Origin of the sequence: Mesorhizobium sp. BR1-1-3, from assembly GCF_020165455.1 — a bacterium.
Classification (GTDB): Bacteria; Pseudomonadota; Alphaproteobacteria; order Rhizobiales; family Rhizobiaceae; genus Mesorhizobium; species Mesorhizobium ciceri.
The window spans coordinates 66,846-88,557 of record NZ_JAIUIC010000015.1; the positions used below are offsets into that span (position 1 = coordinate 66,846).

Annotated in this window: 20 protein-coding genes; 9 read left to right on the plus strand and 11 right to left on the minus strand. The window is 64.0% G+C overall.

Annotated features, from left to right (window positions below):
• Window positions 1-17 precede the first annotated feature (17 nt).
• From LB559_RS27500 to hisS, 4 genes are all read right to left on the minus strand, one after another.
• The gene (locus tag LB559_RS27500; protein WP_224675439.1) at window positions 18-1,790 is read right to left on the minus strand and encodes an AMP-binding protein; all 1,773 of its coding nucleotides are present in this window, start codon (window positions 1,788-1,790) and stop codon (window positions 18-20) included.
• Window positions 1,791-2,122: 332 nt separating this feature from the next.
• Window positions 2,123-2,821, minus strand: a complete 699-nt coding sequence (gene hisG, locus LB559_RS27505; protein WP_024502335.1) for an ATP phosphoribosyltransferase — start codon at window positions 2,819-2,821, stop codon at window positions 2,123-2,125.
• On the minus strand, window positions 2,818-3,939 hold the full coding sequence (locus LB559_RS27510; protein WP_224675440.1) for an ATP phosphoribosyltransferase regulatory subunit: 1,122 nt from the start codon (window positions 3,937-3,939) through the stop codon (window positions 2,818-2,820). The genes hisG and LB559_RS27510 overlap by 4 nt, the downstream gene beginning before the upstream one ends.
• A 60-nt stretch (window positions 3,940-3,999) precedes the next feature.
• Complete coding sequence (hisS, locus tag LB559_RS27515) at window positions 4,000-5,502, minus strand: histidine--tRNA ligase (RefSeq protein ID WP_127370257.1); 1,503 nt, start codon at window positions 5,500-5,502, stop codon at window positions 4,000-4,002.
• Between the two features lie 248 nt (window positions 5,503-5,750).
• Here hisS and LB559_RS27520 point away from each other — a divergent pair, with 248 nt between their 5' ends.
• Window positions 5,751-6,002, plus strand: coding sequence for a hypothetical protein (locus LB559_RS27520; protein ID WP_024502332.1), 252 nt, complete (start codon window positions 5,751-5,753; stop codon window positions 6,000-6,002).
• A gap of 2 nt (window positions 6,003-6,004) precedes the next feature.
• Here the strand turns inward: LB559_RS27520 and LB559_RS27525 are convergent, their stop codons facing one another.
• Entirely contained in the window at window positions 6,005-6,643 is a 639-nt protein-coding gene (locus tag LB559_RS27525; RefSeq protein ID WP_013530355.1) for a DNA-3-methyladenine glycosylase I, read from the minus strand.
• 213 nt (window positions 6,644-6,856) lie between these two features.
• On the opposite strand from LB559_RS27525, the gene LB559_RS27530 reads away from it, so the two are divergent.
• The gene (locus LB559_RS27530; RefSeq protein WP_013530354.1) at window positions 6,857-7,594 is read left to right on the plus strand and encodes a L,D-transpeptidase; all 738 of its coding nucleotides are present in this window, start codon (window positions 6,857-6,859) and stop codon (window positions 7,592-7,594) included.
• 260 nt (window positions 7,595-7,854) lie between these two features.
• Window positions 7,855-8,775: a bifunctional 5,10-methylenetetrahydrofolate dehydrogenase/5,10-methenyltetrahydrofolate cyclohydrolase gene (locus tag LB559_RS27535; RefSeq protein WP_013530353.1), complete on the plus strand. Its 921-nt coding sequence runs from the start codon at window positions 7,855-7,857 to the stop codon at window positions 8,773-8,775.
• 18 nt (window positions 8,776-8,793) lie between these two features.
• On the opposite strand, the gene glcF is transcribed toward LB559_RS27535, so the two are convergent.
• The 4 genes from glcF to LB559_RS27555 all read right to left on the minus strand — a co-directional run bounded on the left by glcF (window position 8,794) and on the right by LB559_RS27555 (window position 14,506).
• Window positions 8,794-10,119 (minus strand): glycolate oxidase subunit GlcF, encoded by a 1,326-nt coding sequence (gene glcF, locus LB559_RS27540; RefSeq protein ID WP_224675441.1) that lies wholly within the window; start codon window positions 10,117-10,119, stop codon window positions 8,794-8,796.
• Between the two features lie 10 nt (window positions 10,120-10,129).
• A complete protein-coding gene (locus LB559_RS27545) occupies window positions 10,130-11,335 on the minus strand; it encodes an FAD-binding protein (protein ID WP_013530351.1) in 1,206 nt (401 codons plus the stop codon).
• Window positions 11,336-11,558: 223 nt separating this feature from the next.
• The gene (locus LB559_RS27550; protein ID WP_013530350.1) at window positions 11,559-13,055 is read right to left on the minus strand and encodes an FAD-linked oxidase C-terminal domain-containing protein; all 1,497 of its coding nucleotides are present in this window, start codon (window positions 13,053-13,055) and stop codon (window positions 11,559-11,561) included.
• A gap of 128 nt (window positions 13,056-13,183) precedes the next feature.
• Window positions 13,184-14,506, minus strand: coding sequence for a DUF3422 family protein (locus LB559_RS27555; RefSeq protein ID WP_013530349.1), 1,323 nt, complete (start codon window positions 14,504-14,506; stop codon window positions 13,184-13,186).
• A 206-nt stretch (window positions 14,507-14,712) separates the two neighbouring features.
• Between LB559_RS27555 and LB559_RS27560 the strand changes: the two genes are divergently transcribed.
• The 3 genes from LB559_RS27560 to LB559_RS27570 are packed head-to-tail and all read left to right on the plus strand — an operon-like array spanning window position 14,713 to window position 17,482.
• The gene (locus LB559_RS27560; protein WP_032808722.1) at window positions 14,713-15,516 is read left to right on the plus strand and encodes an FCD domain-containing protein; all 804 of its coding nucleotides are present in this window, start codon (window positions 14,713-14,715) and stop codon (window positions 15,514-15,516) included.
• Between the two features lie 19 nt (window positions 15,517-15,535).
• Window positions 15,536-16,681: an alpha-hydroxy acid oxidase gene (locus LB559_RS27565; protein ID WP_013530347.1), complete on the plus strand. Its 1,146-nt coding sequence runs from the start codon at window positions 15,536-15,538 to the stop codon at window positions 16,679-16,681.
• A gap of 27 nt (window positions 16,682-16,708) precedes the next feature.
• Entirely contained in the window at window positions 16,709-17,482 is a 774-nt protein-coding gene (locus tag LB559_RS27570; protein WP_224675442.1) for a metallophosphoesterase family protein, read from the plus strand.
• Window positions 17,483-17,520: 38 nt separating this feature from the next.
• Here the strand turns inward: LB559_RS27570 and LB559_RS32925 are convergent, their stop codons facing one another.
• Together LB559_RS32925 and LB559_RS27575 are read right to left on the minus strand one after the other, a co-directional pair.
• Entirely contained in the window at window positions 17,521-17,652 is a 132-nt protein-coding gene (locus LB559_RS32925) for a hypothetical protein (RefSeq protein ID WP_013893872.1), read from the minus strand.
• Between the two features lie 293 nt (window positions 17,653-17,945).
• Complete coding sequence (locus LB559_RS27575) at window positions 17,946-18,644, minus strand: type 1 glutamine amidotransferase (protein WP_224675443.1); 699 nt, start codon at window positions 18,642-18,644, stop codon at window positions 17,946-17,948.
• Between the two features lie 88 nt (window positions 18,645-18,732).
• Between LB559_RS27575 and LB559_RS27580 the strand changes: the two genes are divergently transcribed.
• The 3 genes from LB559_RS27580 to LB559_RS27590 all read left to right on the plus strand — a co-directional run bounded on the left by LB559_RS27580 (window position 18,733) and on the right by LB559_RS27590 (window position 21,664).
• The gene (locus LB559_RS27580; RefSeq protein ID WP_224675444.1) at window positions 18,733-19,380 is read left to right on the plus strand and encodes a hypothetical protein; all 648 of its coding nucleotides are present in this window, start codon (window positions 18,733-18,735) and stop codon (window positions 19,378-19,380) included.
• Window positions 19,381-19,411: 31 nt separating this feature from the next.
• On the plus strand, window positions 19,412-20,146 hold the full coding sequence (locus LB559_RS27585) for a 16S rRNA (uracil(1498)-N(3))-methyltransferase (RefSeq protein ID WP_127366732.1): 735 nt from the start codon (window positions 19,412-19,414) through the stop codon (window positions 20,144-20,146).
• Between the two features lie 144 nt (window positions 20,147-20,290).
• Entirely contained in the window at window positions 20,291-21,664 is a 1,374-nt protein-coding gene (locus LB559_RS27590) for a glutamate--cysteine ligase (protein WP_013530341.1), read from the plus strand.
• The last annotated feature ends 48 nt before the right edge of the window (window positions 21,665-21,712 follow it).

Genomic DNA, 21,712 nt, shown 5'->3' on the forward strand with positions numbered 1-21,712 from the left:
TCGAAGCGTTCACCCGTTCACGCCGTCTTCTGCGCCACCAAGCCCAGCTCCTCCACCATCGCCTCGCGCATCAAGAACTTCTGCGGCTTGCCGGTCACCGTCATCGGCAATTCGGTGCGGAAGCGGATGTGGCGGGGGATCTTGTAATGGGCGATCTGGCCGGCGCAGAAGTTTCTGACCTCCTGCTCGGTGGCGATCTGGCCGGGCTTGAGCACGATCCAGGCGCACAGCTCCTCGCCATATTTGGCGTCGGGAATGCCGAACACCTGCACCTCCTTGACCTTTGGATGGCGGTAGAGGAATTCCTCGACCTCCCTGGGATAGACGTTCTCGCCACCGCGGATGACCATGTCCTTGACCCGACCGACGATGTTGCAATAGCCCTCGGCGTCGATGGTGGCGAGGTCGCCGGTGTGCATCCAGCCGTCGGCGTCGATCGCCTCGCGGGTCTTGTCGTCGTCGTCCCAGTAACCCTTCATCACCGAATAGCCGCGCGTGCAAAGCTCACCCGGTACGCCGACCGCAACTGTAGCGCCATCGGCATCGACCGCCTTGACCTCGACATGGGGGTGGATGCGCCCGACGGTCGAGACGCGCTTTTCCAGGGGGTCGTCGACGCCGCTCTGGAACGACACCGGGCTGGTCTCGGTCATGCCGTAGGCGATGGTCACCTGTTCCATATGCATCAGCGACACCACCTTTTTCATCACCTCGATCGGGCATGGCGAACCGGCCATGATGCCGGTGCGCAGGCTGGAGAGATCGAAGGCGGAAAAATCCGGATGATCCAGCAGAGCAACGAACATGGTCGGTACGCCATAGAGCCCGGTGCAGCGTTCCTGAGCCACCGCCTTCAGCGTGGCGCCGGCGTCGAACCCTTCTCCCGGGAAAACCATGGTGGCGCCTTTCGAGACGCAACCCATCGTGCCCATCGACATGCCGAAGCAGTGGTAGAGCGGCACTGGTATGCAGAGCCGGTCGTCGGCGGTCAGCTTGATCGCCGAAGTGACGAAGTTGCCGTTGTTGACGATGTTGCCGTGGGTCAGCGTCGCGCCCTTGGGGGCTCCCGTGGTGCCTGAGGTGAACTGGATGTTGATGGCTTCGCCCGGCTTCAGCTTCTCCGAGATGCGGTCGAGGCTGTCATGCTCGTCACGCCCGGCCATGGCCAGCACATCACCGAAATTGAACATGCCGGGCGAGTTCTCGTCACCCATGCGGATGACGATCTTCAACGCCGGCAGTTTTTGTGCCTTGAGCTTGCCCGGCGTGGCCTTGGCGATCTCGGGTGCCAGCGTCTCGATCATGCCGAGATAATCTGACGTCTTGAACCTGGCAGCGGTGACCAGCGCCTTGCAGCCGACCTTGTTCAGCGCATAGTCGAGCTCGGTCAACCGATAGGCCGGGTTGATGTTGACCAGGATCAGGCCGATGCGTGCGGTGGCGAACTGCGTCACCAGCCATTCCCAGCGGTTGGGCGACCAGATGCCGACGCGATCGCCCTTTGCCAGGCCCAGTGCCAGGAAGCCGGCGGCCAGCGCATCCACCGTGTCCGAAAGTTCGCTCCAGGTGAAGCGCTTGTTCTGGTCGACGAAGACGGCGGCGTCGAGCGTGCCATATTTGCTGACCGTCTCGGAAAACAGCGCGGGGATGGTCTTGTCGAGCAGCGGCACGCTGCGTTCGCCAGAGACATGCGCCCTACCATCGACGGGTGCGACGAAGACACCGCCCGCTCGCGCTCCGCGTCCGCGCAGATTGCTGGCATTCTTCAGCTCGTCGAGATTGACCGGCATCGCTCTCTCCTCCCGGGATTGGCCGAGCCTATCAGCCTGAGGGGGTGGTGAAAATCCCGCCGATAGTCGTGGCAGGGCAACGATCCGGCCCACGACGCTTCGGGGCCTCCGTTGGTTGATGAACATCAAACGCAAAAACCCGCCTGGGCGGCGGTCACTGGCGCAAATCAGCACCATGGGCAAAAATGTAGCATAGCTGCCCTCACCAGTCAAGGAAATAATTCCTATACAGGAAAACCCCGGCGCAAGGCTACCGACACCGCGGGACGGCCGCTGTCAGGGTTTTCAAGCAGGGTTCGAAGCCCTGAGGGGCAGCGGGCGAAGGCCCGCCGCTATCCGACCGCAGCCGCCATCTTCGCCGCGATGTCGCGCAGGACCGCTTCATCGGCCGCCGCGCGTGTCTTCTTCGACGCCACGAGACAGGCCTGCGAGCGCAGGACGAGGCCATCGCCCAGCACCTTGAGATGATTGGCGCGCAGCGTCGAGCCGGTGGTTGTGATGTCGACGATGACATCGGCCAGCCCCGCCGCCGGCGCGCCTTCGGTGGCCCCCAGGCTCTCGACGATGCGGTAGACCTGGATGCCATGCTTCTGCGAGAAGAATTGCTGGGTCAGCCGCCAGTATTTGGTGGCGATGCGCAACCGCCGGCCATGGCGCTGGCGGAAATCGGCGGCGACGTCGTCGAGGTCGGCCATGCTGTCGACGTCGAGCCAGATGTCCGGCACGGCCACCACGACATCGGCATGGCCAAAACCGAGACGGGCGACGATTTCGGCGCGGCTCTCCCAGTCGGCAAGGTTTTCACGCACCAGGTCCTCGCCGGTGATGCCGAGATCGACTGCGCCCTGGCCGATCTCGCCTGATATTTCGGAAGCCGACAGGAACACCACTTCGACATCGTCCAGGCCCTCGACGCGGGCGTGGTATTTGCGCTCGTCGCCGGGCAGGCTGACGGCCAACCCGGCTTTGGCCAGCACGTCCAGCGCCTGCTCTTTCAGGCGGCCTTTCGACGGGATCGCCAGCGTGATCATGGCGCCGTCTCCCGCAATGCCTCGATGCGGTCGAGCCAGACCGAAAAGCCGACGCCGGGGATCGGCGTCTTGGCGCCAAGCAAGGTCAGCAGCCGGTCATAGCGGCCGCCGCCGACCAACGGCCGGTCGCCATTGTCGGCCGCGATTTCGAAAACCAGGCCGGTGTAGTAGTCGAGCGGGCGGCCGAAGGCGGCGTCGTAGCGGATTTTATCGGCCGGCAAGCCATGCGCTTCGATCGCCTTGGCGCGGGCAGCGAACTTTTCCAGCGCGACATCGAGCGACAGCCCTGCGCCGGTGGCGAAGGTCTCCAGTGCCTGGGCCGCACCATCAAGCGGAACGTCGATCGCCAGAAAATCCTTCAGCGCGGAAAACGCCTCGCTCGACAGCCGAACGCTGCGCAATTCGGCTTTCTCGATCAGCCGCCGGGCAATGTCGGATGGCGAGCGTCCGGCGGACGCCGACAGGCCGGCCTCTTCCATGCCGCTGGCGATATGGGCGGAAAGACCGTCCAGATCACCGTCGAGGACCAGAGCGGCGACCGGACCTGAGAGCTGGCTGTTGCGCGGCGGGTTGGCGAGATCGGCGAGTGCCGCCTCAAGCATCGGCGCCGAGCCGAACGCGCGGGCAAGACGCATGCGCCAGCCGCGCGGCAGACCAAGGGCGGCCAGCACCGCCTCGAAAATGGTCTGGTCGCCAAGCGTGATCGCCAATGCCTGGCCAGGCAGCACCAGCGACAGCAGCGCATGCGCGTCGGCCACCGAGCGGGCATCGGCTCCAGCGGTATCGCGGTCACCGAGATCCTCGATGCCGGCCTGGAAGAACTCGTTGCCGCCTTCGCGGCGCTGGCGAAACACCTCGCCCAGATAGGAATAACGGCGCGGCGTGCCGGCCTGCGAGCTGATGTGGTCGAGACAGACCGGGATGGTGAATTCCGGCCGCAGGCACAATGTCTGGCCGGTCTCGCTTTCGGTCAGGAAAATCCGGCGGCGCAGATCCTCGCCGGCCATGTCGAGGAACGGGTCGGCGGGTTGTAGTATGGCGACCTCGACCGCATGCGTGTTGCGCGTGGCGAAAAGGTTGGTGATGTCGGTGGAGATGGCGGGGGTGCGGGAGGTCAACTTGCTGACCTCAGTGCTGCACGACCCTCTGGTCCCAAACCAGAGGCGCCAACGCGACCTCTACTTGCCACGTGCCCTCTCCTCGGCCTGCGCCGCCAAAATCTTCCTCACCTCGGCGACCAGCTCGCCCTCCGCCACCGTCACCTGCGCCGGGCGTGCGGCGCGCCATTCGGCGTTGTCTGATATTTCGGCAGACATGCGCGCGCCTTCGATCAAATCCTTGATCTGCAGCTCGCCCTTGGCGCGCTCGTCGCCGCCCTGGATGATGGCGACCGGACAGCCGCGACGGTCGGCATATTTGAGCTGCGCCTTCATACCGGCGCCGCCGAGATACATTTCGGAACGGATGCCGGCGGCGCGCAGCTCCGCCACCATCTTCTGGTAGCGGCCGAGGCTGTCGGTGTCCTTGTCCATCACCAGCACGACGACCGGCGCAATCACGTCCGAGGCATCAAGCTTGCCGAGGTTCTTCAGCGCGGTCATCAGCCTGGAGACGCCGATGGAAAAACCGGTTGCCGGCACCGGCTCGCCACGGAAGCGCGAGACGAGGCCATCATAGCGCCCGCCGCCACCGACCGAACCGAAGCGCACGATCTGGCCGTCTTCGTTGGGGATTTCGGCCAGAAGCTCGGCTTCGAAGACAGGGCCGGTGTAGTATTCGAGGCCGCGCACGACCGAGCGGTCCATGGCAATCCGGTCTTCGCCATATCCTGCCGCCCTGACCAGCGCTTCAATCGTGGCGAGTTCGCCGACGCCTTCCTGGTAGATCGCGTTCGAACTGACCATGGAATCCTGGCCGGCCTGTATAGTCCTCGCAGTCGCGAGAAGAACCGCCTCGGCTTGCCCGTTGTTCAACCCGGCGCCCTTGGCGAAGTCGCCTTCGCCCTCCTTGCCGCCGTCCCAGCGGCCCGGGCCAAGCAAAAGCTTCACGCCTTCCGGCCCGAGCTTGTCGAGCTTGTCGATCGCACGCAGCACCGTCAGCCGGCGACCGGCATTCTCCTCGCCGCCAAGGCCGATCGCCTCCAGCACGCCATCCAGCACCTTGCGGTTGTTGACGCGGATGACGTAGTCGCCGCGCTTGATGCCCAGCGCTTCCATGACGTCGGCCATCATCATGGCCATTTCGGCGTCGGCGGCCACACCCGGCGTGCCGATCGTGTCGGCATCGAACTGCATGAACTGGCGGAAGCGGCCGGGGCCGGGCTTCTCGTTGCGGAACACCCAGCCTGAGCGATAGCTGCGGTAGGGTTTTGGCAGCCGCTCGTAATTCTCGGCGACATAACGCGCCGTCGGCGCGGTCAGGTCGTAGCGCAGCGACAGCCACTGATCGTCGTCATCCTGGAAGGAGAACACGCCTTCGTTCGGCCGGTCCTGGTCGGGGAGGAATTTTCCGAGCGCATCGGTGTATTCGATCAGCGGCTGGTCGGCCGGCTCAAAGCCGTAAAGCTCATAGACCGAGCGGATCGTCGCCATCATCTTCTCGACGGCGCGGATGTCCTCGGCGCTGCGGTCGGCAAAGCCGCGCGGCAGTCGCGCTTTCGTCTTTTCCGATTTATCGGCCATGGGGTGTTTGCTCGGCGTTTTATGATGCTTGCAGGTCGGCAATGTTGCGATTTTCGCAACGCGGGTGTCCTAACCGAAGAGGTCGGATGCGGCAAGGGTCAGACCTCTGGCGCTGCCGATGAGAGAAGGCGACGCCGCACCTCCTTGAAACCAATCCGGACCGCAAATGAAACAATCCCGCCATGCGTGCGGCATCGTGCCGACACAATCGCCGCCGATAAAGCGCGGGAAATGAGGGGTTCGCGGCCATGACCAGCACAGCAAGATTCCATGCCATCGACAGCGATGCCGGATTGTCCGCACGCTTGCGCCCGGCCGACATCAACGTCCCGAAAATGGTCAGCCAGGCTGCCGGACCGTTCGAAGTACCCGCCGACACCGGCAAGGGACCATCCATGCGCGACGCGTTGATGACCGGCCTGCTGGTGATCTATCCGACCCTGGCCACGGTGGTGGCGATCGTCGCCGGCCTGGTGCTGGCCAGCGCCAACGGCACCTGAGCCTATTTCGGCCGCCTGAAAGCCTTCCGCTGCTTCTCGACCTCTTGGCGGCAGGCGCAGCCCTCGAGGTGGTCGTTGACCAGGCCCATGGCCTGCATGAAAGCGTAGACCGTGGTCGGGCCGACAAAGCTCCAGCCGCGCTTCTTCAGCTCCTTCGAGATCCGCACCGAGACGGCCGTTGTCGGGTTCGCGCGCAGATGGGCGAGGTCGACGATTTGCGGCCGCTCGTCCTTGCCGGGTTCGAACTTCCAGAACCAGGCGGCCAGTGAGCCGAATTCGTCCACCATTTCGCGGGCGCGCCTGGCGTTGTTGATGGTCGAGACGATCTTGCCGCGATGGCGGATGATGCCGGCATTGCCGAGCAGGCGCTCGACATCCTTGTCGGTGAAGCTTGCTACCTTGTCGAATTCGAAATTGGCGAAGGCTTCGCGAAAATTCTCCCGCTTGCGCAGTATGGTCAGCCACGACAGGCCCGACTGAAAGCCTTCCAGGCAGATCTTTTCGAACAGCCTGCGGTCGTCGGCCACAGGCCGGCCCCATTCATGATCGTGATAGTGCAGATAGTCGGGCAGATTGCCGTGCCAGAAGCAGCGCGCGACACCGTCGGGGCCGGCGAGCAGGCCGGTGTGTTCCTTGTCCATAGGCCAAAATCCGTTCGTTAACGCGCTTTGCGCGGCATTTACTGCGGCTTTACCAGATTCCTGAACCCGGCGGTAACCACACCAAAAGGTTTACTGACAAAGCCGCATTTTACGCATTCCGATTCATGTTTCGGTTGCTGCTTGCGCGCCAATGATCGCCGAACCGGGAGGACGTTTCCACCCGTTTGTATCAGACGATCAAGGTGCGTTACGATGAAGACAGTGTTGTTTCCCGTGCTCGGCGCCGTGGCTGTGTTTGCCGCCGGCGTCACACCCTCAATCGCCGGCGACCGCTATGCCGACAGGCCGCCGGTGATGGTGAGCCCCGACCTTTCCGCACCCTGGGTGCTGCAGCTTGGCCATGCGCCCGGCATCGTGCGCCAGAACCGGCAGGTGGTGCAGCAGCAGCGACGCCTGCGCCCGGCGCAGCCCGACCGGGTGCAGACGGCGGCGGTGCAGCCGCCGGCCAAGCGCATGGTCGCGCGTCCCCAGATCAACCCGATCTACCTGCCGCAGGAAGTCGACTATGACGGAGGCCAGAAGCCGGGCACGATCGTCATCGACACCACGCAGAATTTCCTCTTCCTGGTCGAGAAGAACGGCAAGGCAAGGCGCTATGGCGTCGGCACCGGCAAGCCGGGCTTCGAATGGTCGGGTACGCACAAGATCACCAACAAGCGCGAGTGGCCGGACTGGCGCCCGCCGGCGCAGATGATCAAGCGCGAAGCCGCCAAGGGCCGCTATTTGCCGACCTATCTTGCCGGCGGCATGGAGAACCCGCTTGGTGCCCGTGCGCTCTACCTCGGCACCACCGAATACCGCATCCATGGCACCAACCAGCCGTGGACGATCGGCGGCGCGGTGTCGTCGGGCTGCATCCGCATGCGCAACGAGGACGTCGTCGATCTCTATGAGCGGGTCAATGTCGGAACCACGGTCGAGGTGATATAATAGTCCTTGCGAATCACCTGGCCGGCAAAGCAGTCCGCGTTTCGAGGCCAGTTTAGGGATACGGGGGACGGGCCGTATGGGGATGCGGCCGGTCAGGAAGGGCAGCACGGGAAACCGCGCTGCCCTTTCCGTTTTGAGCAGAAATCGAGGGCAAAAGGCCACCCACGCGTCGCGCAACGGGCATAGCGGTTCGCTTTCATGCTGCCCTTTGCCGCATTCTTTTGCTATCTCGGTGGCAAGTTCCACAAAAGAGTTCACCCATGCCTCTGTCCGAAGACAGCCGTTATCTCAAGGGCGGCCCGGTCGCCCAGCGCATCATCGCCGCCGTTCGCGAGGACGCAGCGATCGCCAAAGCCGAGGGTTTTCCGCCCAAGCTGATCTCGATCACCGTCGGCGACACCGATGCGGTGGACGTCTATGTGCGCAACCAGCGCGCCAAGGCTGAGCTCGCCGGCATCGATTTCGAGGAACGGCGCTTTCCTGCCACCATCACGGCAGGCGAGTTGGAAGCTGCGATCCACGGCCTGAATGCCGATCCGCGCGTTACCGGCATCATCATCCAGCGGCCCGTGCCAGCGCATATCCCCATCAAGACGCTGCAAGCGGCGGTGCATCCGCTGAAGGATGTCGAAGGCATGCATCCGGCCTCGATCGGCAACATCGTCTACAACCAGCTCGATCTCGCGCCTTGCACGGCGGCCGCCTCGGTCGAGCTGCTGAAGGAAACCGGCCTCGACCTCAAGGGACTGGAAGTCGTCATCGTCGGCCATTCGGAAATCGTCGGCAAGCCGATCGCCTTCCTGTTGATGAGCGAAGGCGCGACGGTGACGGTCTGCCACCACATGACGCGATCGGTCGCCGCCCATGCAAGGCGCGCCGATGCGCTGTTCGTCGCCGTCGGCAAGCCGCGGCTGATCAAGGCCGACATGGTCAAGCCGGGCGCTGCCGTCATCGACATCGGCATCAATTCCGAAATCGCCCCCGACGGCTCCAGCCGCATCGTCGGCGACGTCGACACTGAAAGCGTGCGCGAGGTCGCCTCCTGGATCACCCCGGTGCCGGGCGGCGTCGGCCCGATCACGGTCGCCATCCTGCTGCGCAACACCATGGTCGCGCTCAGCCGCCAGCGCGCGCTCTACGAGGCGACCTACGGTACGGCCGACAGGCTTGCGGCGGAGTAAGCGCCCGCCAAGGTCGTCCTATTCCGCCGCGATCAGGGTCTCTTCCAGAACACCTTCCGGCTTCGGCCCACCATAGGCCCAGTCGAGCAGCTTTATCGTGTGCACCACCGGCATCATCGCGGCGGAAGCGATTTGCGTGATGCAGCCGATGTTGCCGGTGGCGACGATCGAGGCACCCGTCGCCTCGATGTTTTTCACCTTGCGGTCGCGCAGTTTGGCCGAGATCTCGGGCTGCAGGATGTTGTAGGTGCCGGCGGAGCCACAGCAGAGATGTCCTTCAAGCGGCTCGCGCACGATGAAGCCGGCCTTGGCCAGCAGTTCTTTCGGCTGGCGGGTGATCTTCTGGCCGTGCTGCATCGAGCAGGCCGAGTGATAGGCAACGACAGTGCCCGGCTTGCGAACCGGTTCGGGCAGGTCGAGGGTCGAGAGATATTCGGTAACGTCCTTGGCCAGTGCCGAGACGCGCGCGGCCTTGTCGGCATAGGCCGGGTCGAGCCGCAGCATGAAACCGTAGTCCTTGATCGTCGTGCCGCAGCCCGAGGCGGTGATGACGATGGCATCGAGCCCGCCCTGGTCGAGGGCGCGTGTCCAGGCGTCGACATTCTGCCTCGCCGAGGCAAGCGCGGCCTGTTCCCGCCCCATATGATGGACCAGCGCACCGCAACAGCCTTCGCCCGGCGGCACCAAGACCTCGACGCCGAGCCGTGTCAGCAGCGAAATCGTCGCCTCGTTGATGGCGGGATCGAGCACCGATTGCGCGCAGCCGGTGAGGATGGTGACGCGGCCTCTTTTGGTCCCCTGCCCGGCATGGATGCCTGGCGAGGCCATCGGCGAAGCTGCCGGGATCGAGGCCGGTGCGAGCTTGAGCATCGCACTGAGCGGCTTCAGCGCCGGAACCTTGTCGAACAGGCCGATGAACGGTTTGCCCAGCTTCGCCAGCTTGAGCGCGGCGCGAAAGCGCTGGGGATAGGGCAGCACGAAGGCCAGCATGGCGCGGGTCAGGCGGTCGAGCAGTGGCCGCTTGTAGGTCTCCTGGATATGGGCGCGGGCATGGTCGACCAGATGCATGTAGTTGACGCCCGACGGGCAGGTGGTCATGCAGGCAAGGCACGACAGGCAGCGATCGATATGGGTGACGATCTGCTTGTCGGCCGGACGGCCGTTTTCCAGCATGTCCTTGATCAGGTAGATGCGCCCGCGCGGTGAATCGAGCTCGTTGCCGAGTGTCACATAGGTCGGGCACGTCGCGGTGCAGAAGCCGCAATGCACGCATTTGCGCAGGATCTTTTCCGATTCCGCGACATGCGGATCGGCAAGCTGGGCAAGCGAAAAATTGGTCTGCATCGCTGATGTCCTAGGCCATGCGGCCGGGATTGAAGATATTCTTGGGGTCGAATTCCTGTTTCAGGCGGACCGATAGTGCAGCAAGAGCGGGCGGCTGCGGCTCGAACACCGGTAGAGCGGCGCGATGCGAGGGTGCGGCGCGCACCAGCGTCGCATGGCCGCCGCCATGTTTCCTCAACAGCCCGCGCAGCAGAGCGGCTTCCGGATCGCCCTGTTCCATGCGCAGCCAAACCAGTCCGCCCTGCCAGTCATAAAAGGCGCTGACGGCGGCCTGCATGCGCAGCGTCAGGACCATCTGGTGGCTCTGAGAAGGCGTCATCGAGATGCGCCAGACCGGCTTCTCGCTGCCGTCGGCGAAAGGCCTGCAATCGCGAACGTCGCGCCAGATCAGCCGCGAAACCTCGCCGCCAATCTCCTCCAGCGGGCCGGCATTGCCGAGCAGCGTTTTCAGCGCGGCGATGCGGTAGGCGACCGACGGGCCGAAACCCTCGACGCGCAGCAGCGTGGCGGCCTCGCTGCCGAGACTGCCGCTGGCGACGCGCGCGGCGATCCGCTCCGGCAGGTGGGCGGCACTCGATACTTCAGCACTCGAGCCAAGCGCCAGGGCCATGGCGGCGGCCGCGGCATCGTCGAGCAGGCTACGGATGGCGAGCGTGACTTCGGTCTCGGCTGCCGGCAGCACCTTGAAGGTGACGTCGGTGAAGACGGCCAGCGTGCCCCAGCTGTTGGCCATCAGCTTCGACATGTCATAGCCGGTGACGTTCTTGACCACGCGACCGCCCGACTTGAAGGCCTCGCCACGACCGGACACCACATTGATGCCCAGGACATGGTCGCGCGCGGCCCCCGCCTTGAGCCGGCGCGGACCGGAGAGGTTAGCGCCGAGCACACCGCCGATCGTACCTTTGCCCGGTTCGCCACCAAGCAGCGGGCCGTAATCCATCGGCTCGAAAGCGAGCTGCTGGCCGTTTTCCGCCAGCAGTTTTTCGATCCCGGCCAACGGTGTGCCTGCCTTGGCCGACAGCACCAGTTCAGCCGGTTCATAGAGCGTGACGTCAGATAATTTCGACAGGTCGAGCGTGTGTTCGGTTTGCAGCGGCCGGCCGATGCCACGCTTGGAGCCATGGCCAAGGATTTCCAGCGGCGAGCCTTCCGCTACAGCCCAGGCGACGGTGGACAGGACTTCGGATGGGGTGGTCGGGGTGAAGGTGGTCATGAAGAGACCGCGCCAGATGCGAGTTCGGATATGCCGAGTTCCCTGGCGCCCCCCTCTGTCCTGCCGGACATCTCCCCCTCAAGGGGGGAGATCAGATGTCGCATATGGCTTCGCCAATCTTCAATGATGACGGAAGGGCGAGGCGCGCAAGCTGCCAATCTCCCCCCTTGAGGGGGAGATGTCCGGCAGGACAGAGGGGGGTGTTCACGCGCCGTCATCACCCTCAAAACCTCGGAATGTCCGGAAACGCCACCTGCCCGCGGTGCACATGCATCCGCCCAAGCTCGGCGCATCGCCGCAACTGCGGAAATACTTTTCCCGGGTTGAGCAGATGGTTGGGATCGAAGGCACATTTGACGCGCATCTGCTGGTCGAGATCGATCTGGGTGAACATTTCCGGCATCAGGTCGCGTTTTTCCACGCCCACACCGTGTTCGCCGGTCAAGACGCCGCCGACCTTGACGCAGAGCCGCAATATATCGGCGCCGAAACTTTCGGCCTTGTCGAGTTCGCCCGGTACGTTGGCGTCGTAGAGGATCAGCGGATGCAGATTGCCGTCACCGGCATGAAAGACATTGGCGACGCCGAGACCGTATTTTTCCGACAGCTCGCGCATGCCGGCGAGCACGCGCGGCAGCTCCTTGCGCGGGATGGTGCCGTCCATGCAGTAGTAGTCGGGCGAGATGCGGCCGACGGCCGGAAACGCCGCCTTGCGGCCGGCCCAGAAGCTCAGCCGTTCCTGTTCGGACTGCGAAATGCGGCAGGTGGTCGAGCCGTTCTTGTAGGCGATCGCCTCGACAAGCCCGATCAGATGATCGACCTCGACGCCCGGCCCGTCGAGCTCGACGATCAGCAGCGCCTCGACATCGAGGGGATAGCCGGCATGAACAAAATCTTCCGCCGCATGGATCGCCGGCCGGTCCATCATCTCCATGCCGCCCGGGATGATGCCGGCGCCGATGATGTCGGCAACGCACTGGCCGCCCTGCTCGCTGGTCGGGAAGCCGATCAGCAGTGCACGTGCCGTCTCCGGCTTCTTCAGGATGCGCACGGTGACCTCGGTGACGACGCCGAGCAGCCCTTCGGACCCGGTCATGACGCCGAGCAGGTCGTAGCCTTCCGCATCGAGGTGACTGCCGCCCAGCCGCACCACCTCGCCATTCATCAGCACCATCTCGATGCCGAGCACATTGTTGGCTGTGAGGCCGTATTTCAGGCAGTGCACGCCGCCGGAATTCTCCGCGACATTGCCGCCGATCGAGCAGGCGATCTGGGAGGATGGATCGGGGGCGTAGTAAAAGCCCTCCTGCTCGACGGCGGTGGTGATGCCGAGATTGGTGACGCCCGGCTGGGCAACGACGACGCGATTGGGAAAATCGATCCCGAGGATACGGTTGAAACGGCTCATGACCAGCAGCACCGCGTCCTCGAGCGGCAGCGCCCCGCCCGACAGCGAGGTGCCGGAGCCGCGCGGCACGACGCGGATGTTGCGGTCGTTGCAGTATTTCAGCACGCGCGAAACCTGCGCCACCGTTTGCGGCAGCACGACAACCAGCGGCAGCTGCCGATAGGCGGTCAGGCCGTCGCTCTCGAAAGCGCGCATGGAATTGGCGGCGTCGACAACGCCCTCACCCGGCACGATGATGCGCATGTCGGCGACGATCTCGTCGCGCCGGCGCATCGTGGCATCGTCTGGTTTCGGCATGGCCAGGCCGGACATCAGCAGCCTCATTTCGCTTGACTGGTCAAAATCTTTTACCAGTGAAGCGCGTTGGGTGCAAATCCTGTAATGGCGGCGAATCCAACTTCAAGGCGGAGACAGGCTTACGCAGCGGCAATCTGCCGCTGCTATTCGCCGGGCGGCTTGCCGGGTTCGGAGTGCATCCGGCGCACGCGGCGCACGCCCCACCAGACCAGCAGGATGGCGACAGGCACCGAAGCAGCGGTAATGATCTCCGGCGCGAAGGCATGGCCGAAGATCGAGGCGCCCTTGGCGACATAGCCGACAAGGCCGACCACATAATAGGAGACGGCGGCGACCGAGAGCCCCTCGACGGTCTGCTGTAGGCGCAATTGCAGGCGGGCGCGGTTGTTCATCGAGGCAAGCAGGTCGCGGTTCTGCTTCTCGACCTCGACATCGACCCAGGTGCGCAGCAGCGTCGTGGCGCGGGTCAGTTTTCGCGATAGATTTTCCTGCCGCTCCTCGACCGAGCGGCAGGTGCGCATTGCGGGCGCCACACGGCGCTGCAGGAACCCGCGCCATGTGTCATAGCCGGGCACAGCCTCTTCCTCGAGTGCGTCCAGCCGTTCGCCGACGATGCCGTCATAGGCGCGGCTGGCGCCGAAACGGTAAAGGCTCGACGCCGCGTCCGCCTCCAGCTCCGCCGCAAGTTCGGTCAGATCGGCCAGCAAGGTCTGGCTGTCGCGAGTCCCGGCGACCTTCATCTCCAGCGTGGTCTGCGCCAGCCGGTCCTCGATGCGGCGGGCGCGGCCGGACAAGGTCAATGCCAGCGGCAGGCCGAGCATGGCCAGCGTCCGATAGGTTTCGATGTCGATAAGCCGCTGCGACAACGCGCCGGTGCGCGCAGGGGTCAAGCCGCGATCGAGCAGCAGCATGCGCGTCAGGCCATCGCCATCCTGGCGAAAATCGGTGACGATGGCGGCGTTTCCGCGCTCGACCAGCGAGTAGCACAGGCTGGTCGGATCGAAACCGGCTATCAGTTGCTCGCTTGCTTGCGTCCATTTGCGGATTTCGAGCCTGATGCCGGAGATGCAGGTTCCCGGCGGGGAAAACCCGTTGCCGAAGGGTGAGTCCTCCTGCGTCCTGCCGCTTTCGGAAAGCGGCCCTTCCCACAAATAGGTCGAGAATTCGGTGTGCCGCTCCCAGCGCAGCGAGCCCTTGCCCCATTTCATGGCATGGTGGCGGGCCTGGCGATCGGGCGCGGCGATGCCGAGGCGCCGTGACAGTTCGGAAAGCACCGCGTGGTCGACGCCGGAGCCGCCCTCCGTCATGAAGGCGAGTTGCATCAGGACGCGTGGCTTTTCGATCAGCGGATGCGGCCGGGCATGAACCTCGCCGAGTGCGCCGGGCCGGCCCTCATGCGCGGGAAAGCCCATGACGCTGCCCTTGGCGCGCGGCTGGAATTCGAGATCGGACGGGTCGTCTGACACGGCTTGTTCCCCGGGGGTTTCCTTGAACCCGCTTGCACTCGCGTCCCTCTAGTGCCAATGGCCTGACGACGCAAACGGCAAAGTTAGCCGAAGATCACGGGATCGGGCGGGAAATCGGCCAGCTTTTTGTCAATTGGATAAATAATTTGACCAGTTGGCGAGGCAGGCTCTATTCTGCGGCACCGGTTCACCTTCCAGGCATTCTGTTGAGCGACATTTTTTCCAGGATCGAGCATTCGCGCACCGCCGACGAGGTGGTGCAGCAGATCGAGAGCCTCATCCTCGAAGGCGTGCTGCGCACCGGCGACCGGCTGCCGGGCGAGCGCGAGCTTGCACGCCAGTTCGACGTATCGCGGCCGATCCTGCGTGACGCCCTGAAGGCACTGGAAGGACGCGGCCTTTTGACGACAAGGCCCGGCGGCGGCACGCATGTCGCCGATGTCATCGGCCAGCTCTTCACCAAACCGGTGACGGACCTGATCTCGATGCACCGCAAGGCAGTGACCGACTATCTGGAATACCGCCGCGAGATCGAAGGGGTTGCGGCTGAATATGCGGCACGGCGCGCCACCCCAGACGACATGGCGCTGCTCGATAAGATCATGGCACGCATGGACGATGCGCACCGGACCGGCGACTTCGACGACGAGGCCGAGATCGACGTCGAGTTCCACCACGCGATCTGCGAATGCGCGCACAACATCATCCTTTTGCACACGCTGCGCTCCTGTTATCGGCTGCTGTCGGAGGGCGTGTTCCAGAACCGGCTGCTGGTGTTCACCGTGCCCGGCGCGCGCGACGCCCTGCTCGCGCAGCACCGGGCGATCCATGCGGCGGTGAAGGCCGGCGACCCGGCCACCGCCCGCCAGGCGGCGATGGACCACATCACCTATGTCGAACGGTCGATGGCGGAGGCCGAGCGCAGCGGCGACTGGCAGCGCGTCTCGCGGCTGAGGTTGAAACAGCGCGTTGACGCCACCGATACAGAACCAGCACGCAAACGCTCCTAGCTATCGAAACGGGAAGCCCATGAGCCAGATCCTGACCATCGCCGACCTCAAGGACCTCGCACGCCGGCGTGTGCCGAAGATGTTCTTCGACTATGCCGATTCCGGTTCGTGGACCGAAAGCACGTATCGGGCCAACGAAGAGGATTTCCAGAAGATCAAGTTCCGCCAGCGCGTCCTCGTCGACATGGACAACCGTTCGCTGGCATCGACGATGATCGGCGAAAAAGTGTCTATGCCGGTGGCATTGGCGCCAACCGGCATGACCGGCATGCAGCACGCCAATGGCGAGATGCTGGCGGCGCAGGCGGCGGAGGAATTCGGCGTGCCGTTTACCTTGTCGACGATGAGCATCTGCTCGATCGAGGATGTCGCCTCGGTTACCACGAAGCCGTTCTGGTTTCAGCTCTATGTGCTGCGTGACAAGGATTTCGTGCTCAACCTGATCGACAGGGCAAAGGCGGCGAAATGCTCGGCGCTCGTGCTGACGCTCGACCTGCAGATTCTCGGTCAGCGCCACAAGGACATCCGCAACGGGCTTTCGGCGCCACCCAAGCTGACGCTGACCAACATCGTCGACATGGCCATCCGCCCGCGCTGGTGCGCCGCCATGGCCGGCACCAAGCGGCGGACCTTCCGCAACATTGTCGGCCACGCCAAGGGCGTCGGCAACATGGCCTCGCTGGCATCGTGGACGACGGAGCAGTTCGACCTGCATCTGTCGTGGAAGGACGTCGCCTGGATCAAGGAGCGCTGGGGCGGCAAGCTGATCCTCAAGGGCATTCTCGACAAGGAGGACGCGCTGATGGCGGCCAAGACCGGCGCCGACGCGATCATCGTTTCCAACCATGGCGGGCGCCAGCTCGATGGTGCGTCGTCATCGATCGGCGTGCTGGAAGAGATTGCCGACGCGGTCGGCGACACGATCGAAGTGCATATGGATGGCGGCATCCGCTCCGGCCAGGATGTCCTGAAGGCGCTTTGCCTCGGTGCCAAGGGAACCTATATAGGCCGGCCGTTTCTTTACGGCCTGGGGGCGCTTGGCAAGGAAGGGGTTACCAAGGCGTTGGAAATCATCCGCAAGGAGATGGACATCACGCTGGCGCTGTGCGGAAAGCGTCTTGTCACCGACATGGGCAAGGACCAGCTCCGGCGCCAGGTCCCGTGACCGCCTGACCACGGAGACACCGAAGAATTGGCAGAATCCGGCATCCATTTTCTCGACGCGCATGGGCCGGACGGCATCCGTCTCTATGCGATCGGCGACGTCCACGGCCGGCTCGACCTGCTGGCCGCCATGCATCTGCGCATCAGGGCCGAGGTCGAGCAGGAGGCGCCTGCCGACTGGCGCGTCATCCATCTTGGCGACTATGTCGACCGCGGGCCGGACTCGAAGGGCGTCATCGATTTCCTGATCGAAGCGCAAGAGCGAGACCCTCGTCACCTGATGCTGGCCGGCAACCACGACATCGGCTTTCTCGATTTTCTCAAGACCCCTGACCCGGAAGGGCTTTTCATCCGGTTCGGCGGCATCCAGACGGCACAGTCTTACGGCGTAACGATCAGTGAAGGCACAAGCGTGTGGTTCGGCAAGGCCGAATCGGCCGTGCGCAGAGGACATCAGGCACTGGTCGAGGCCGTGCCGCAAAGCCACATCGACTTCCTGCGATCGCTGCCGTTTTCCGTGACTTTCGGGGACTTCTTCTTCTGCCATGCCGGCATCAGGCCGGGCATTCCTCTGGAGAAGCAAAACCCGCAGGATCTGATCTGGATCCGCGACGTCTTCCACAACCACCCCGACCTCTATCCGAAGATCGTGGTGCACGGCCACACGCCGGTGCCGGAGGCGGAAGTGATGGCCAACCGCGTCAATGTCGACACGCTTGCCTGGCAATCAGGCATGCTGAGCGCGCTCGTCGTCGACGGCGCGGACAAACGCATCCTGACAATGACGATCAAGGAAGCTTGAGCGCCGCGCGTCGGAGGACGCGAAAGACGCTTCCCGCTTTAGCGCAGCGAGGCGGTGACGCCGTAACCGTCGACGGCGTTGTGGTTGTTGGCTGCGTCGGCGGCATAGATGCCGAGACCGCACAGCACGATGGCGGACAACATGGCAAAGGACAGAAGCGCTGCTTTCACGGAGGTCATCTCTTGTTGAGCTTTCTGCATCTGTGCACCAGGCGGTTACCAATGCGTTGAAACGGAGAATTCGCTTCAAAGTTTCGACGATTTTGCGCTTCTAGGCATGTTCTGTATCAACGGTGTGTCGCGCGGGCCACACAAAAGGTTCATAGCCGTTGCACAGAAGATGCAGAGCGCGCGCCTTCTAGGATGGCGGGCGGACACAAGCCAAGAATGAAACCGTTTTCCCCAGGCGGTTTCACCGCCGCGTGCCAATTATGTCACGCTGGAGGGTACGGAGAGACCAACGCTCAGATGGTCGCTACCCAGGCCCGGGCAATGGCGAAGCCAGCGGCATCCGCATCGGGCCCGTTGCGGGCCATTTCGCCATCGAGCTTGCCGGCCCAGTCGGGATGGCGCGCAGCGATGGTCGGGGCAAAGGACGCGCTCCAGTCCTTGACCATCGGCCGGTCGGCCTCGAAGTGAAACTGGAAACCGTACACGGCGCGGCCGACGCGAAACGCCTGGTTCTCGGCGACATCGTTGCCGGCAAGCCGCACGGCGTTTTCGGGCAACACGAAGGTGTCGTCGTGCCATTGGAAGATCGGGAACTTTGCCGGCAGAGCGCCCAGCACCGGATCGGCCTTGGCGTCAGGCGTCAGCGACACGCCGTGCCAACCGAACTCATTGGCGCCGCCGATACGGTTCTCGCCACCAAAGGCACGAGCGACGAGCTGGCTGCCCAGGCAGATGCCGAGCACGGCGCGATCCTTGTCGGCAAAGTCGCGGGTCAGTTCGAGCAGTGCCGGGAAATAGGGATACTCATCATCGGCCAGCGCATTCTGGCCCCCGCCGAGCACCACCATGGCATCATGCCCGGCCGCGTCATCCGGCAGGGGATCGCCCCTGTAAGGGAGACGCAGGTCGAGATCGGCGCCCGCTTCCGCAAGTGCTGCGCCGACCTGGCCGAGGCCGGTATTGTCGTAGTTCTGGACCACCAGCACCCGCATCGCAAAACCCTGCTGACATGAAAAAGCTGCGACGAGCGATATCATGCCGCTCGCATTGCAGCCAAGATGCGTGTCCGGAGAGAAAACTATGCCACTGCAGAACCGGGTCGATCCGTTCGGTATCATCCACGCGGTGCCCGATCGCGGCATGTTCACCGGCAATCGCGGCATCATCCACGACCCCGAGACGAAGACGCTCAAGAAAAAGCGCTGGGCGCTTCAAGCCTGGATCATCTGCGTCTGCCAATTCCGAAATGTGCGGCGCGAACCGATGGGCCGCAACAGGAAGGGCGGTAAAGCGGGCTGGACCGAGCTGTTCTTCCTCGACGAGGTGACCGCACTGGCGGCCGGGCATCGCCCCTGCTTCTTTTGCCAGCGCGAACGGGCCAGGGATTTCGTCGGCCGCTTCGGCGAAGCCTTCGGCATCGCCGAACCGCGCGCGCCGATGGTCGACAAGCGGCTGCACAAGGAGCGGCTGGCGTCAGGCGGCAAGCCGCCGGTGATTGCGGTTGAAGACCTTGCCGGCCTGCCGGACGGCGTCGTGGTTGCGGATGGCGGCACTGTTTATGCCCTGCGTAGCGGCAAGGCACTGCGCTGGTCCTTTGCGGGATATGAGCACCCCAACGATTTCGACATGCTCAAAAGCAAGACACTCTCGCTACTGACGCCGGCCACGACGCTCTGCGTGCTGCGGCACGGCTTTCGGCCGGTGTGGCATCCGACCGCCGAGGCTTGACGCCGGCGGCCGGCTCGCTCATTCCTCGGCGATGCGCGCCAATTACAAAATGCAACGTCTGTTCGTGACCGACGATCTCGCGCCGGACATCGAATTCGACGCCGGCCAACAGCAGAGCCACTATCTCCTGCATGTGCTGCGGCTTGGCGAAGGCGCCGAAATCCTGGTGTTCAATGGCCGCGACGGCGAGTGGTCGGCGGCCATATCGGCGAAGACGAAAAGGGCGGTGCGGCTGAAGGTGTCGGCGCTGCAGCGGCCGCAGCCGCCTCTGCCCGATCTCGTCTACTGCTTTGCGCCGCTGAAGCAGGGCCGGCTCGATTATCTCGTGCAGAAGGCGGTCGAGATGGGCGCCGGCATCCTGCAGCCGGTCATTACCCAGCACACGCAAGTGGCCAAGCCGTCGATCGATCGCCTGCGCGCCAATGTCGTCGAAGCCGCCGAGCAATGCGGCATCCTGGCGGTGCCTCAGGTGCGCGAAGCCGAAAAATTCGACCGCCTGTTGACCGGCTGGGACACAGAGCGACGGCTGATCTTCTGCGACGAGGATGCTTCGACCAACAATCCGCTGGCCGCGCTGCAGGCGGTCAAGGAAAAGAAGCTTGGGCTGCTGGTCGGGCCGGAGGGTGGCTTTTCCGACGATGAGCGCAAGATGCTGCGCGCCCTGCCCTTCGTCACCGCCATTCCGCTCGGCCCGCGTATCCTGCGCGCCGATACGGCGGCGGTGGCCGCATTCGCGGTGATGCAGGCAACGGTCGGAGACTGGTGAGACGTCATCCCTTGCAAGGGACGCAGAGTTCCAGCAACGTTCAATTCCTGTTGACCTGTGGCTCAGGATTTTTCGCTTGATCGTCTGCTGACATTTCGTCCATTTACCGCCGGCGGTCATCCGGCCGCCTCTGAGGGTACCATCATGGCGCGCGATACGACCGATTTCCGCCCGATCGAAGGTGTCGACGAACTCGTCGAGCACCTGGCCGAAGGCAACAAGCCGCGCGACAAATGGCGCATCGGCACCGAGCACGAGAAATTCCCCTTCTATGTCGACGGCAATGCACCGGTCCCCTATGGCGGCGAGCGTGGCATCCGCGCCATCCTCGAAGGCATGCAGGAAAAGCTCGGCTGGGATCCGATCGTCGATGACGGCCGCATCATCGGCCTGGTCGAACCGACCGGCCAGGGTGCGATTTCGCTGGAACCCGGCGGCCAGTTCGAGCTTTCCGGCGCACCGCTGGAGACGATCCACCAGACCTGTCGCGAGGGCAACGCCCATCTGGCGCAGGTGCGCGAGATCGCCGAGCCGATGGGCATCCGCTTCCTCGGCCTCGGCGGCAGCCCGAAATGGTCGCTAGCCGAGACGCCGAAAATGCCGAAATCGCGCTACGAGATCATGACGCGCTACATGCCCAAGGTCGGCACCAAGGGCCTCGACATGATGTACCGCACCTGCACGATCCAGGTGAATCTCGACTTCGAGAGCGAGGCCGACATGCGCCGCAAGATGCAGGTGTCGTTGAAGCTGCAGCCGCTGTCGACGGCCTTGTTCGCGAATTCGCCTTTCACCGAAAGCCACCCGAACGGTTTGCAGAGCTGGCGCGGCGACATATGGCGTGACACCGACAACCAGCGCTCGGGCCTGCTCGAATTCTGCTTCTCGCCCGATTTCGGTTTCGCCGACTATGTCGAATGGGCGCTCGACGTACCGATGTATTTCGTCATCCGCGACGACCGCTATCACGACATGACCCACATCACCTTCCGCCAGTTCATGGCCGGGGCCGCGCGCAATGAAGTGCCGGACGGGCTGCCGACAATGGGCGACTGGGCGAACCATCTGTCAACGCTGTTCCCGGATGTGCGGCTGAAGCGCTTCCTCGAGATGCGCGGCGCCGATGGCGGGCCATGGCGGCGCATCTGCGCGCTGCCGGCCTTCTGGGTCGGACTGCTTTATGATGAGGCCGCACTCGATGCCGCCGAGGCGCTGACCTCGAGCTGGACGTATGAAGAAACGCTGGCGATGCGCAATGCCGTGCCGGAACAAGGCATCTCCGCACCGTTCCGCAACACCACGCTGCGCGAGATCGCGCGTGACGTGATGGTCATTTCCCGCATGGGACTGAAGAACCGTGGCAAGAAGAACCGCGACGGCTACGACGAGACCTCCTTCCTCAACACGTTGGACGAAGTGGTGGCGCGGGGCACCACCAGCGCCGAGGAGATGCTGTCGGCCTATCACACGCGCTGGGGCGGCTCGATCGAGCCGGTTTTCATGGAATACGCCTATTAACCCTCGGATTTGGCAAAGCTGACCGGCCGGCAAAAGTCGCTTCAATCG